We start from the raw sequence: 12,626 nt of genomic DNA on the forward strand, positions 1-12,626 counted from the left end.
GGGTCAGACCTTGAGGCGCCAATCCTGCTCGTCGTCGGGGTCGACGACGGCGATGGCCGACGTGTCGGGCGGGATCACATCGATCGTCGTGGTCGAGCCCGTCGGCGGGCCGATCACGGTCGCCTCGTCGCGGCGGTGCCGCAGCACAGAGTTCACGTAGGACGTGACCGCCTCGGCGAGTGGGATGTCGTGGCCCGCCTGCTGCGCCATGAACCAGCGATGCTCGAGGAGCTGGTGGAACACCTCCGCCGGCTCGAGCTTGCCGCGCAGGTCGACGGGGATCGCCCGCACCACCGGCTCGAACACGCGCATGAGCCACTCATGGGCGACCATCTCCTCGTCGAGGTCCGCCTTGCCGTAGGCCGCACGGTAGGAGTCGAGGTCGTTCAGCAGCCGCCGCGCCTGGTTCTCGCCGGCGTCAAGGCCCGTGAGACGCAGGAGCCGCCGCTGGTGGTGGCCCGCGTCGACGACCTTCGGCTGGATGCGCACCGTGGTGCCGGTGTCATCCGTGCGGATCGCGAGCTCCTCGATGTCGAAGCCGAGGTCGTTCAGGCGGTTCACGCGTTCGTTGATGCGCCAACGCTCCGCGGTCAAGAACGACTCCGAACCCGTGAGCTCCTTCCACAGGCTGCGGTACGCCTCGACGATGCCGCTCGAGATGCGCACCGGGTCGAGCTCGTCCGCGACGCGGCCGCCCGCCTCGAGGTCGAGCAGCTCGCCCGCGATGTTCACCCTGGCGATCTCGAGGTCGTTCTCGCGCTGGCCGTTGGAGAGCCCGCCCTCGTAGAGCTTGCCCGTCTCGGCATCCACGAGGTAGGCGGCGAAGGCGCCGGCGTCACGGCGGAAGAGCGTGTTCGAGAGCGACACGTCGCCCCAGAAGAAGCCCACGATGTGCAGGCGCACCAGGAGCACCGCGAGCGCGTCCACGAGCCGCGTCGCCGTGTCGGGGCGCAGCGTCTGCGAGAACAGGGCGCGATATGGGAGCGAGAACCGGAGGTGGCGCGTCACGAGCACGGGCTTCAGGGGCTCGGCCTCGGCATCCGTGCGGTTCGTGATCACCGCGACGGGCTCGACGCAGGGGATCTCGAGCCGCTGCAGCCGGCGGAGCATCTCGTACTCGCCCTTGGCCATCTCGGCCGTGGTCTCCTTGATCGCCACGACATGCCCCGCGAGGTGGGCGAAACGCACGAGGTGGCGGGAGATGCCCTTCGGCAGGGCCGCGATCGTGTCGTTCGGCCACGCCTCGAGTGGCAGCTCCCACGGGAGGTCGAGGAGAGCCGGATCGGCCATGGCCGAGGTGATCGAAAGTGAGCCGCTCATCGTGGTTCAGCGTAGCCGCGGTTGATCGGGTGCGCAGAAACGGAGGATGCCGCCCGGGCCGAAGCCCGACCGGCATCCTCCGTGCGATCGGGGCGCGTCAGATCACCACGGCCTTGTCGCTGAGGCGCTCGCCCGACTCGGTGTCGAAGAGGTGCACGTGGTTCGGCGTGGCAGTGAGGTACACCCTGTCGCCGGCGTTCGGGTGCATGCGGCCGTCGACGCGGGCGACGATGTCGGTGCGCTTGCCCTCGACCGTCGAGTGGCCGTAGAGGTAGCCGTCGGCGCCGAGCTCCTCGACGAGGTCGACCTCGACCGCCAGGCCCTCACCCTCGTGCGGCGAGACGGTGATGTCCTCGGGACGCACGCCGATGGTGGCGATCGCGCTGCTCGCATCAGCGAGGATCTCGCGGTCGACCGGCACGGTCGCGGTGCCGAACTTCACGCCACCCTCGACGAGGTCGGCGTGGAAGAGGTTCATCGCGGGGGAGCCGATGAACCCGGCGACGAAGACGTTGTTGGGCTTCGCGTAGAGGTCGCGCGGGGTGCCGACCTGCTGCAGGATGCCATCCTTCAGCACGGCGATGCGGTCGCCCATGGTGAGCGCCTCCACCTGGTCGTGCGTGACGTAGACCGTCGTGACGCCGAGGCGGCGCTGCAGCGACGCGATCTGGGTGCGGGTCTGCACGCGGAGCTTCGCGTCGAGGTTCGACAGCGGCTCGTCCATGAGGAACACCTGGGGCTGGCGGACGATCGCGCGGCCCATGGCGACGCGCTGCCGCTGGCCGCCCGAGAGCGCCTTCGGCTTGCGGGCGAGGTAGGGCTCGAGGTCGAGGAGCTTCGCGGCTTCGAGCACGCGAGCCGCGCGCTCCTCCTTGCCGACGCCGGCGATCTTGAGCGCGAAGCCCATGTTCTCGGCAACGGTCATGTGGGGGTAGAGCGCGTAGTTCTGGAAGACCATCGCGATGTCGCGGTCCTTCGGCGGCACGTCGGTGACGTTGCGGTCGCCGATGAAGATGTTGCCCTCGTTGACCTCTTCGAGGCCCGCGAGCATTCGGAGGGACGTGGACTTGCCGCAGCCCGAGGGGCCGACGAGCACGAGGAACTCGCCGTCTGCGACCTCGAGGTCGAGCTTGTCGACCGCCGGACGCGTGCCGCCCGGATAGAGGCGGGTGGCCTTGTCGAACGTGACTGATGCCATGGTTCTGTTCTCCTTCACCGGCAGGTACGTGCCGGACGATCCGTAGTGAATGGAATGCGTCGACCTCGACGCCAACTCAGTATCGCACGCGAGCGAGCCGCCGCAGCACGCTCGTCGGGTGAGCGCGCTCCCACGTCTGGCGGACTCCCATGCCGGACGCGGCACGCATGCGGCATCCGCTTGGGTGATTCCCAGACACGCTTCCTACTATCGTTGGTGCGTTCGCATGCATACCGCGCGCGCACCCACAGCGACCGGAGTGACCATCGATGACCTACGGCGGATCGAATCAGCCACGCCCATCCCGTAACGAACGCAGAGAGGCTGCGCGAGAGAAGGCCAGGATCCTCCGCGAGGAGCAGAAGAAGCGGGAGCGTCGCAACAAGGTCCTCATCCAGGGCGGCATCATCGTGGCGGTCGTGGCCGTGGCGGCCCTGATCGGCGTGCTCATCTTCCAGAACGTGCAGCCCGACGGCCCGGGCCCGCAGAACATGGCGAGCGACGGCATCGTGCTCACCGCCGGAGAGGACGGCGGCATCGTGGCCGTCGAGACGCCGGCCCTGGCCGCCGGTGCGACGCCCACCTCGACCGTGCCCGACGAGAGCGGCGAGGTCGCCAACATCGTCATGTACATCGACTACCTCTGCCCGTTCTGCGGCCAGTTCGAGGCGACCAACTCGGATTCGCTGCGCACGATGGTGGAGTCGGGAGCCGCGACGCTCGAGGTGCACCCCATCGCGATCCTCTCGAACAAGTCGGCGGGCACGCGATACTCGGATCGGGCCGCCAATGCGGCGGCCTGCGTGGCCGACTCCTCACCCGACTCGTTCTTCGACTTCAACGCGATCCTCTTCGAGAACCAGCCCGAGGAGGGCACGGAGGGCCTCACCAACGACGAGCTGAAGGCGCTCGCCGACGAGGCCGGCGTCTCGAGCGTCTCGACGATCGAGCAGTGCATCGACGACGAGCAGTTCAAGTCGTGGCTGCGGGACGCCACGAACCGCGCGCTGACCGAGCCGGTGCCGAACTCCGAGGTGCCGTCGATCACGGGCACCCCGACCGTGCTCGTGAACGGCCAGCAGTACGGCGGCTCGCTGGAGGACCCGCAGGAGTTCCAGGCGTTCGTGCTCCAGGCGACGAGCGCGACGTTCAACGACTCCGAGGCCACGCCGACGCCCACCCCGACTCCGGCGCAGTAGCGCGACCACGAAGGCCCGGCCCCGTGCCGGGCCTTCGTGCTGTCGGTAGGATGTCGGGGAGGCTCCGCCTCTGGCCGGCTTGGCGCAATTGGTAGCGCACCGCTCTTGTAAAGCGGTGGTTGCGGGTTCGAGTCCCGCAGCCGGCTCTATACCGGCTCTATACCGGCTCTATACCGGCTCTCTGCCGAGACTCCGAGCGCGGATGCCGCAGCCCGAGGCCGCACCGTCGCAGCAGGAGGCCGTCAGTCGAGCGTGGTCAGGCGCGACGCGGCGATCCGGTCGGTGCGGCGGTCGGGCCGTCGGCCCCCCGGCAGGCCGCCGACGTAGAGCCAGCCGAGCAGGCGCTCGTGCGGCCCGAGACCGTGCATCTCGGCGACGAGCGGATGCCGCGTGTACGGCCCCGTGCGCCACATGACGCCCCAGCCCGCCTCGTCGAGGAGCAGGCTCAGCAGGTGCGCGACGCCGGCGGCGGACGCCTCCTGTTCCCATTCGGGCACCTTGGCGTGGTCGAGCGTCGCCACCACGACGACAGCCAGCAGCAGCGGGGCGCGAAGGGGTTTTCCCGCCAGTTTCCGTGCGTCATCACCCTCCGCGCCCGCCGCCGCAGCGAGGGCTGCGCCGAGCCGCTCCCGCGCCGCGCCGCGCAGTGCGATCACCCGCCAGGGCCGGAGCGACGCGTGGTCGGCCACGCGCGACGCGCCCTCGAGCAGCTCGAGCAGTGCACGGTCGTCTGGCGCGGCATCCGTCACCTTCGACGCCGACCGCCTCGCGAGCGCGGCGTCGAGCGCGGTCGCCAACGCTAGGACTCCGGGGTGAAGTCGAGGGCGATCGAGTTCATGCAGTAGCGGTCTCCCGTGGGCGTGCCGAAGCCGTCGGGGAAGACGTGCCCCAGGTGCGAACCGCAGTTCGCGCACCGGACCTCGGTCCGGAGCATCCCGAGCGACGTGTCCTCGATGAGCTCGACCGCCTCGGGTCGCACGGACTCGTAGAAGCTCGGCCACCCGCAGCCGGAGTCGAACTTCGTCCCGCTCTTGAAGAGCTCGGCGCCGCACGCCGCACAGGCGTAGACGCCGGACCGCTCCTCGTCGAGGAGCTCACCCGTCCACGGGCGCTCCGTGGCCGCCTCGCGGAGCACGGCGTAGCGGTCGTCGCCCAGCTCGGCGTGCCACTGCTCGTCGGTCCTGTTCACGCGATACGCCATGGGCGCTCCTTCCGTCGGGTGCCGCGGTGGCCCGCCACCATCGTCGCAGGTCCTCCTGCACGCCATACAACGCGTGACGGATGCCCCGTGTTCCATGGACCGGCGACGCACACGCCGCGGCGCTCGGCTCCCTCACGGCGACGTGTCCCTAGGATGTGCTGCAGGCGGCGACCGGCCGCGCGACGGGAGGAAGCATGAGCGCCGAGCGAGTGCCCACCCGCGACGACGGCGAGGCCGGCCTCGACGAACGCGCACGGCGCGTGCTCGCGTTCGAGGGCCGTGCGTGGCAGCAGGCGGGCCTCAAGGCGGAGGCGATCCGTGACGAGTTCGGCATCTCGGCCGCCCGTTACTATCGGATCCTCGGCGAACTCATCGATTCGCCAGCAGCGCTCCGACATGACCCGATGCTGGTCAAGCGCCTGCAGCGGATGCGCGAGGCGCGCGCGGCGACGCGGGCGCGTCGTTCGCTCTCGATCGGCCGTCCGCTCGACTGAGCGCGGCCCCGACCCGACGACTGGACCCATGGCGCAGAAGTTCCCCCGCGATCGATTCGACTCCATCCCGCACGGCATCGAGCGGGTGGGGGCCCATCGTGCGCCGGCTCGCAAAGGCGCCGGCTGGGTGGCGTTCGGGTGGGCCGCCCTCGCCACCGTCGTGCTCGCCGCGGCCGGGATCGGCGGCGTGATCGCCTTCAACGACCGGCTGAACTTCGGAGACGCCGGAGTGGCCACGCCGACGCCGACACCCGTCGTGACGGCTGCGCCGACGGTCGCGCCCGACATTCCGGTCACCGTGCTGAACGGGACGACCACGTCCGGCCTGGCGGCCCGGGCCGGCGAGGCGCTCACCGCTGCGGGCATCCCCGTGGGCACCACCGCCAACGCGAGCGAGGACACCCTCACCGAGACCGTCGTGTACTACGCCACCGCCGATCTCGAGGGCGCCGCTCGCGGCGTCGCCGCGGCCATCCCCGAGGCGGACGTGCGGCTGTCGGAACAGTTCGCCGCGATCGGCACGCCGCTCGTGCTCGTGGTCGGTTCCGACTATGCGGCGGCCACCGGCGGCTGATCGCAGCCGAATCGTTGCCATTCTGCGACATTTCCTTGCGTGGAGCCTCTTGTGCCGCGACGGCACGTCGTTAGTATCTGGAATTGGTCGCTCTATCCCGTGTGAACGCCCGGTGCCGCCAGCGGTGCCCTGTCAGCACGATACGAGGGGGCCCGGTACAGGCGACAGGCACGTGCTGATCGACATACGGCAACTTGGGAGCAACGCATGGCGAACGGAACCGTCAAGTGGTTCAACGCTGAGAAGGGTTACGGGTTCATCACCGTCGAAGGCGGAGGGCAGGACGTCTTCGTCCACTATTCCGCGATCGACATGGCGGGCTACAAGGTGCTCGAGGAGGGCCAGCAGGTCGTGTTCGAGGTCGGCACCGGCTCCAAGGGGCCGCAGGCCGAGGCCGTGCGCCCCGCCTAGACCACGAGCTCGAACGCGCCGCCGGTCAGCCGGCGGCGCGTTCGCACATCGTGTCCGGCGGCTTCGCCTCGCGCAGCGATCCGGCGCCCGCGTCGCCAGCCGCTCCGGCGCGCACGCGGTCGCCGGAGCGGCGATGCCGGGTGGCGCGCCGTACTGCCGCATCCCGCGCGCGATCGGTACCATGGCCTCATGGGGCGGCGGGCCGGATCGGCCCCGGTGCGGCGGGGCGTACCCTTCGCTGCGCTGGCAGCCGCCGCCCTGCTCCTTGCGGGGTGCGACGCCGCCTCCGTCGACCTGATCGTCTCGACGCCCACCGCCACCCCGCGCCCGGTCGCCGAGGGGGAAGGGCCGATCGCGATCGCGTTCGCGCCGCTGCGCGGGACGCGAGTGGACGGCGCAGGACCGCAGCATCCGTCGATCGCGGTGAAGATCGACAACCACGAAGACGCGCGACCGCAGATCGGCCTGAACCGCAGCGACATCGTGTTCGAGGAGCTCGTGGAGGGCGGCCTCACCCGCTACGTCGTGATCTGGCACTCCGACGTGCCTGATGCCGTGGGGCCGGTGCGATCCATCCGGCCCATGGACCCCGACATCGCGTCGCCGTTCGGCGGCATCATCGCCTACTCGGGCGGCCAGGAGCGTTTCATCAACCTGATGATGGAGACCGGGCTCGTGAACCTCGTGTTCGACTTCGACGAGTCGGGCCTATTCGAGCGTGCGGATGATCGACCCGGGCCTCATGACGTGATCCTCGCCGCGGCGGAGGCGGTCGGTTCGAACGCCGCCCTTGCACCGCCCCCCGTGCAGTTCGCCTACGGTACCGCCGACCCGCTGGCGGCGCCGGCGCTCGCCGCCGCGCCGACGTCGCGCATCGAGCTCGTGTTCTCCGATGGCCGGTATCCGTCGTGGGAGTGGGACCCGACGACGTACGCCTGGCTGCGCTCGCAGGAGGGCCAGCCCGACCTCGAGGCGTCGGGAGAGCGGGTACGCGCGACGAACCTGGTCACCCTGCGCGTCGGGATCGAGTGGCCGTACGACGAGGTGCCGCTCACCGTGCTGCGGGGTGCGGGCGAGGCATGGGTCTCCGTGGCGGGCAAGACCGCGCACGGCACGTGGACGAAGCAGGACGGGGGCGCTCCCATCGTGCTCACTGCCGACGACGGCAGTGCGCTCCGACTGGCGCCGGGCAACACGTGGGTCGAGCTCGTCCCCAATGAGGGATCCGCCGCGTTCGCGCCGTGAGGGCGGTTCGCCGCGCCTCGGCCGCGGCCGCGCGGCATCCGGCGACGTTGACGCGTTCGGCGAACATGGGAAGCACCGCGGCCGCCAGCATCCGCGCTCGCTTGCACTCGTGACGGTCGAGTGCCAGAATCGTCTTAGCACTCACTCGATTTGAGTGCTAAACCAACGAATCTTTGAGACGTCCGAGAAGGGACGAGAGACACACATGGCAAAGATCATTGCTTTCAACGAGGAGGCCCGCCGCGGGCTCGAGCGTGGACTCAACCAGCTCGCCGACGCGGTCAAGGTGACCCTCGGCCCGCGCGGCCGCAACGTCGTGCTCGAGAAGAAGTGGGGGGCCCCCACGATCACCAACGACGGCGTGTCGATCGCCAAGGAGATCGAGCTCGACGACCCGTACGAGAAGATCGGCGCCGAGCTCGTCAAGGAGGTCGCCAAGAAGACCGACGACGTCGCAGGCGACGGCACCACCACCTCCGTCGTGCTCGCTCAGGCGCTCGTGCGCGAGGGCCTCCGCAACGTCGCCGCCGGCGCCGACCCCATCTTGCTGAAGCGCGGCATCGAGAAGGCCGTCGAGGCCGTCTCCGCCGAGCTGCTGAAGGCCGCCAAGGAGATCGAGACCAAGGAGGAGATCGCCGCGACCGCGTCGATCTCCGCCGCCGACGATCAGATCGGCGCCATCATCGCCGAGGCCATCGACAAGGTCGGCAAGGAGGGCGTCGTCACCGTCGAGGAGTCGAACACCTTCGGCACCGAGCTCGAGCTCACCGAGGGCATGCGCTTCGACAAGGGCTACCTGTCGGCGTACTTCGTCACCGACCCCGAGCGCCAGGAAGTGGTCTTCGAAGACACCTACATCCTGATCGTCAACGGCAAGGTCTCGAACATCAAGGACCTGCTCCCCATCGTCGACAAGGTGATCCAGACGGGCAAGCAGCTGCTCATCATCGCCGAGGATGTCGACGGCGAGGCGCTCGCGACCCTCATCGTGAACAAGATCCGCGGCATCTTCAAGTCGGTCGCCGTCAAGGCTCCCGGCTTCGGCGACCGTCGCAAGGCGCAGCTGCAGGACATCGCGATCCTCACGGGTGGCCAGGTCATCTCCGAGGAGGTCGGCCTCAAGCTCGAGAACGCTACCCTCGACCTGCTCGGCCAGGCTCGCAAGGTCGTCATCACCAAGGACGAGACCACGATCGTCGAGGGCGCGGGCGACCACGAGGCCATCGCCGGTCGCGTCGCGCAGATCCGCGCCGAGATCGAGAACACGGACTCGGACTACGACCGTGAGAAGCTCCAGGAGCGCCTCGCGAAGCTCGCCGGCGGCGTCGCCGTCATCAAGGCGGGCGCGGCCACCGAGGTCGAGCTCAAGGAGCGCAAGCACCGCATCGAAGACGCGGTTCGCAACGCGAAGGCCGCCGTCGAGGAGGGCATCGTCGCCGGTGGTGGCGTCGCCCTCATCCAGGCCGGCAAGAAGGCGTTCGCCACGCTCGAGCTCACGGGCGACGAGGCGACCGGCGCGAACATCGTGAAGGTCGCCATCGAGGCGCCGCTCAAGCAGATCGCCCTCAACGCGGGCATGGAGCCGGGCGTCGTCGCGAACCGGGTCGCAGAGCTGCCCGACGGTCACGGCCTGAACGCCGCGACCGGCGAGTACGGCGACCTGCTCGCGCAGGGCATCATCGACCCTGCCAAGGTGACCCGTTCGGCGCTGCAGAACGCCGCGTCGATCGCCGGCCTCTTCCTCACGACCGAGGCCGTCGTCGCCGACAAGCCCGAGCGGAACCTGGCTCCGGTCGGCGACCCGACGGGTGGCATGGACTTCTAGTCCACACACGATCCCAGGCCTCGGCCGCGATCCACGCGATGGGCGTCTCCTTCGGGAGGCGCCCATCGTCGTGTTCTGCGCACCCAGTCGCTAGCGCAGGAAGAGCCGCGCGTTGGCCTGTTCGGCGTCGGCGTACTGGGTCGCGGCGATGCCGAGCGCATGGCTGAGTTGCGCGAGGCTCTGCTCCACGTGCAGTTGCGTGGTCCGCCACTCGGACACCGCGCCCTGGAACGCGGTCGAGGCCTGGCCCGACCACGACGACTGCAGCCCGGTGAGTTGGCCGAGGAGTGAGCCGACCTCGGCCTGGATGCGGCCGATGGTGCCCTGCACGGTCTGGGTGGCGGCGGACACCTGCGCGGCGTCGACGTGGTACGTGGTCATTCGGGTCGTCCCTTCGCTCGATACGTGCGTCCACCGTAGGTCGTGTCGAGCTGCGGACAGCCGACGGTGGGCGCGCCGCTGAGCGGCATCCGCGAGATGCGCGATGGTGAGGACGAGTCGGTCGGCTCAGCCCGCCGAGATCGGCTGCGGCGCGGCCGACGAGCCCGCGAGCGGAAGCGACACGCGGAACGTCGCACCGCCGCCCGCGGTCTCCACCACGTCGACGGCGCCGTTGTGCGCGGCCACGATCGACGACACGATCGCGAGTCCCAGGCCCGACCCGCCGGTCTCGCGCGTACGCGAGGTGTCGGCACGCCAGAACCGCTGGAAGATCTTCTCGCGGATCTGCGGCGGGATGCCGTCGCCGTGGTCGACGACCTCCACCATCGCCCGCTCGGCGGCATCGTCGATCGACACGCGGATCTCGAGGGGGCTGCTGTCCGTGGTGAAGCGGATCGCGTTCGCCATCAGGTTCGTGATGACCTGCCGGATCTTGTTCTCCTCAGCGAGCACCACGGCCCGTCGCACGGGTGCGGTCGCCGGCGCGGTGACGGTCGCCGTGGACGGCGACTCCTGCGGGTCCATGGCGGCGACCGTCGTCACGGCGGCGTCGGAAGCGGAGGCCCGCGCCTTCGCCGACTGTCCGCGTCGCGAGCCGGATGCCGCTGCGCCCGCCCTCGGCCCCGAGCCGCGCCGTGACGCACTCGGCGTCAGCGCCTCGCCGCGCAGGCGACGTCCGCGGAGCCGCGCGAGCGTGGCACCCGCGAACGAGATCGCGCCGGTCACCGGACGGTCGGCTTCGAGCTCGAGCTCGACCTCGAGATCGGGTGATGGCGAGCTCGCCGCAACCGCAGCGCTTGGTTCCTCGGGCGCGATGACGGTGATCGTGCGACCGGGGTTGGCCGCCATCGCGTCGAGTGCGGCGTCGCGTGCGAGCGGCACGAGGTCGACCTCGGCGAGTTCCAGCGGCTTCGCCTCATCGAGTCGGGCGAGGGCGAGGAGGTCCTCGACGAGGCCGCCCATGCGGATGGCCTCCTTCTCGATGCGGTCCATCGCCTGCGCGACCTCGTCGGAGGTCTGCAGTGCGCCCATGCGGTAGAGCTCGGCGTAGCCGCGCACCGACACGAGCGGCGTGCGGAGCTCGTGCGAGGCGTCGCCGACGAACCGCCGCATCTGCTCGATCGTGCGCGCGCGGTCGCGGAACGCCCGGTCGATGCGGTTGAGCATCGTGTTGAGCGAACGGTTGAGGCGGCCGACCTCGGTGTTCGGCGTGGCGCCGCCGAGGCGCTGGCTGAAGTCGCCGTCGGCGATCGCGGCGGCGGTGCGCTCGACCTCGCGCAACGGCATGAAGGTGGACGTCACGAGCATGCGGGTGAGCAGGGCGCCGATGAGCACCACGCCGAGGCCGAAGCCGAGGAAGATCGTGAGGTACACGGCGAGCAGCCGCTCGGTGTCCTTCGACGAGATCGCGATGATGATCGGCGCGTAGTTGCCGTGCTGGTCCGCCGTCATCAACGCCGCGACGGCCCGGAAGGTCGGGTTGCCGGCGTCGTCGGGAAGGGTGAACACCTGGTAGCCGCCCGCGTTCTTCGCGTTCACCGTCGCAGCGGTGAGGGTGGCCGGCCACGCCGGCAACTCGGAGCGGGGGCGATCGCGCCAGTTGTGGTTCACGAACTCGCCGGTGCGATCGTCGTAGAGCGCCACGAAGACGTCGTCGGTCGGACGGAAGCCGAGGTCGTCCAGATCGGTGCCCGCGTTCGCCTCTTCGCCCTCGTCGGTGAAGTACTTCATCATGTCACCCGATGCGATGGCTTCGAGCTTGCCCTTCGTCTGCTCCTCGACGTAGGAGCGCAGCATCGCCGCAGTGCCGATGCCTGAGACGAGGAGCCCGAGCGTCAGCATCAGCACCGTCACCCCGGTGATCTTGGTGCGCAGCGAGATGCGGTTCCACCGCTCGGAAATCGTCTGGTGCATGGCGGGCCGAGTCTAGGCGGCGAAGCCTGAGTCAGGGCTTGGAGGACTTCAGCATGTACCCGAATCCTCGCTTCGTCTGGATCAGCGGCTCGTTGGAGTGCTGGTCGAGCTTGCGGCGGAGGTAGGAGATGTAGCTCTCGACGATGCCGGCGTCGCCGTTGAAGTCGTACTCCCAGACGTGGTCGAGGATCTGCGCCTTCGACAGCACCCGGTTGGGGTTCAGCATGAGGTAGCGCAGGAGCTTGAACTCCGTCGGGGAGAGCTCGACCGGCACGTCGCCGACGAGCACCTCGTGGGTGTCCTGGTCCATGGTCAGCTCGCCGGTGCGGATGACCGCGTCCTCCTCGGCATGCATGGTGCGACGCAGGATCGCCTTGATGCGCGCCACGATCTCGTCGAGGCTGAACGGCTTCGTGACGTAGTCGTCGCCGCCGACCGTGAGACCGGTGATCTTGTCCTCGGTGTCGTCCTTCGCGGTGAGGAACAGGATCGGCGCGGTGTACCCCGCCGAGCGGAGTCGCTTGGTCACGCCGAACCCGTTCATGTCGGGCAGCATGACGTCGAGGATGATGAGGTCGGGCTCCTCCTCGAGAACGGCCGAGATGGTCTGGGCGCCGTTGCCGACGGCGCGCACGGCGAATCCGGCGAAGCGCAGGCTCGTCGTGAGGAGGTCGCGGATGTTGGGCTCGTCGTCGACGATGAGAATGCGTGGTCCATCGCTCATGTGGACATTCTCTGCGCATCGGCTGGAACTTTCCTGAATGTTCATCGAGGGTCGCCGATCCAGTGCGGGCGGTGGAACAC

The 12,626-nt window shown here is 69.5% G+C and carries 13 protein-coding genes and 1 tRNA gene; 7 read left to right on the forward strand and 7 right to left on the reverse strand.

Features of this window, described 5'->3' with window-relative positions; translation table 11 throughout:
• Nucleotides 1-3: 3 nt before the first annotated feature.
• The gene (locus ASG80_RS21340) at nt 4-1,320 is read right to left on the reverse strand and encodes a DUF4032 domain-containing protein (RefSeq protein WP_056734548.1); all 1,317 of its coding nucleotides are present in this window, start codon (nt 1,318-1,320) and stop codon (nt 4-6) included.
• Between the two features lie 97 nt (nt 1,321-1,417).
• A complete protein-coding gene (locus ASG80_RS21345; protein ID WP_056734550.1) occupies nt 1,418-2,518 on the reverse strand; it encodes an ABC transporter ATP-binding protein in 1,101 nt (366 codons plus the stop codon).
• A 269-nt stretch (nt 2,519-2,787) separates the two neighbouring features.
• Between ASG80_RS21345 and ASG80_RS21350 the strand changes: the two genes are divergently transcribed.
• Both ASG80_RS21350 and ASG80_RS21355 read left to right on the forward strand, forming a co-directional pair.
• Complete coding sequence (locus tag ASG80_RS21350; RefSeq protein ID WP_056734552.1) at nt 2,788-3,717, forward strand: thioredoxin domain-containing protein; 930 nt, start codon at nt 2,788-2,790, stop codon at nt 3,715-3,717.
• A gap of 73 nt (nt 3,718-3,790) precedes the next feature.
• Nucleotides 3,791-3,863, forward strand: a tRNA-Thr gene (locus ASG80_RS21355).
• Between the two features lie 96 nt (nt 3,864-3,959).
• On the opposite strand, the gene ASG80_RS21360 is transcribed toward ASG80_RS21355, so the two are convergent.
• Together ASG80_RS21360 and msrB are read right to left on the reverse strand one after the other, a co-directional pair.
• Nucleotides 3,960-4,514 carry a nitroreductase family protein gene (locus ASG80_RS21360; RefSeq protein ID WP_056734554.1) on the reverse strand — a complete coding sequence of 185 codons (555 nt, stop codon included), beginning with the start codon at nt 4,512-4,514 and terminating at the stop codon, nt 3,960-3,962.
• A 2-nt stretch (nt 4,515-4,516) separates the two neighbouring features.
• Nucleotides 4,517-4,918: a peptide-methionine (R)-S-oxide reductase MsrB gene (gene msrB / locus ASG80_RS21365; protein ID WP_056734557.1), complete on the reverse strand. Its 402-nt coding sequence runs from the start codon at nt 4,916-4,918 to the stop codon at nt 4,517-4,519.
• Nucleotides 4,919-5,112: 194 nt separating this feature from the next.
• Between msrB and ASG80_RS21370 the strand changes: the two genes are divergently transcribed.
• The 5 genes from ASG80_RS21370 (at nt 5,113) to groL (ending at nt 9,467) form a co-directional block, all read left to right on the forward strand.
• Nucleotides 5,113-5,412, forward strand: coding sequence for a DUF3263 domain-containing protein (locus tag ASG80_RS21370; RefSeq protein WP_056734679.1), 300 nt, complete (start codon nt 5,113-5,115; stop codon nt 5,410-5,412).
• Between the two features lie 28 nt (nt 5,413-5,440).
• Nucleotides 5,441-5,986: a LytR C-terminal domain-containing protein gene (locus ASG80_RS21375; RefSeq protein ID WP_056734558.1), complete on the forward strand. Its 546-nt coding sequence runs from the start codon at nt 5,441-5,443 to the stop codon at nt 5,984-5,986.
• Between the two features lie 207 nt (nt 5,987-6,193).
• Entirely contained in the window at nt 6,194-6,397 is a 204-nt protein-coding gene (locus ASG80_RS21380) for a cold-shock protein (RefSeq protein WP_056734561.1), read from the forward strand.
• Between the two features lie 189 nt (nt 6,398-6,586).
• Entirely contained in the window at nt 6,587-7,642 is a 1,056-nt protein-coding gene (locus ASG80_RS21385; RefSeq protein WP_082590841.1) for a DUF3048 domain-containing protein, read from the forward strand.
• Nucleotides 7,643-7,847: 205 nt separating this feature from the next.
• On the forward strand, nt 7,848-9,467 hold the full coding sequence (gene groL / locus ASG80_RS21390) for a chaperonin GroEL (RefSeq protein WP_056734565.1): 1,620 nt from the start codon (nt 7,848-7,850) through the stop codon (nt 9,465-9,467).
• Nucleotides 9,468-9,557: 90 nt separating this feature from the next.
• Here groL and ASG80_RS21395 read toward each other — a convergent pair whose 3' ends face one another.
• From ASG80_RS21395 to ASG80_RS21405, 3 genes are all read right to left on the reverse strand, one after another.
• Nucleotides 9,558-9,848 (reverse strand): WXG100 family type VII secretion target, encoded by a 291-nt coding sequence (locus ASG80_RS21395; RefSeq protein ID WP_056734566.1) that lies wholly within the window; start codon nt 9,846-9,848, stop codon nt 9,558-9,560.
• A 126-nt stretch (nt 9,849-9,974) separates the two neighbouring features.
• A complete protein-coding gene (locus ASG80_RS21400; RefSeq protein ID WP_056734569.1) occupies nt 9,975-11,822 on the reverse strand; it encodes a HAMP domain-containing sensor histidine kinase in 1,848 nt (615 codons plus the stop codon).
• A gap of 31 nt (nt 11,823-11,853) precedes the next feature.
• Complete coding sequence (locus ASG80_RS21405) at nt 11,854-12,546, reverse strand: response regulator transcription factor (protein ID WP_056734571.1); 693 nt, start codon at nt 12,544-12,546, stop codon at nt 11,854-11,856.
• Nucleotides 12,547-12,626: the final 80 nt, after the last annotated feature.

The organism is Agromyces sp. Soil535, from assembly GCF_001428255.1.
Lineage (GTDB): Bacteria > Actinomycetota > Actinomycetes > Actinomycetales > Microbacteriaceae > Agromyces.

Excerpts from the sequence above, each read along its gene's own strand:
- ASG80_RS21340 (WP_056734548.1), bottom strand. The coding sequence starts at position 1,320 with ATGAGCGGCTCACTTTCGATCACCTCGGCCATGGCCGATCCGGCTCTC.
- ASG80_RS21345 (WP_056734550.1), bottom strand. The coding sequence starts at position 2,518 with ATGGCATCAGTCACGTTCGACAAGGCCACCCGCCTCTATCCGGGCGGC.
- ASG80_RS21350 (WP_056734552.1), top strand. The coding sequence starts at position 2,788 with ATGACCTACGGCGGATCGAATCAGCCACGCCCATCCCGTAACGAACGC.
- msrB (WP_056734557.1), bottom strand. The coding sequence starts at position 4,918 with ATGGCGTATCGCGTGAACAGGACCGACGAGCAGTGGCACGCCGAGCTG.
- ASG80_RS21370 (WP_056734679.1), top strand. The coding sequence starts at position 5,113 with ATGAGCGCCGAGCGAGTGCCCACCCGCGACGACGGCGAGGCCGGCCTC.
- ASG80_RS21375 (WP_056734558.1), top strand. The coding sequence starts at position 5,441 with ATGGCGCAGAAGTTCCCCCGCGATCGATTCGACTCCATCCCGCACGGC.
- ASG80_RS21380 (WP_056734561.1), top strand. The coding sequence starts at position 6,194 with ATGGCGAACGGAACCGTCAAGTGGTTCAACGCTGAGAAGGGTTACGGG.
- ASG80_RS21385 (WP_082590841.1), top strand. The coding sequence starts at position 6,587 with ATGGGGCGGCGGGCCGGATCGGCCCCGGTGCGGCGGGGCGTACCCTTC.
- groL (WP_056734565.1), top strand. The coding sequence starts at position 7,848 with ATGGCAAAGATCATTGCTTTCAACGAGGAGGCCCGCCGCGGGCTCGAG.
- ASG80_RS21395 (WP_056734566.1), bottom strand. The coding sequence starts at position 9,848 with ATGACCACGTACCACGTCGACGCCGCGCAGGTGTCCGCCGCCACCCAG.
- ASG80_RS21400 (WP_056734569.1), bottom strand. The coding sequence starts at position 11,822 with ATGCACCAGACGATTTCCGAGCGGTGGAACCGCATCTCGCTGCGCACC.
- ASG80_RS21405 (WP_056734571.1), bottom strand. The coding sequence starts at position 12,546 with ATGAGCGATGGACCACGCATTCTCATCGTCGACGACGAGCCCAACATC.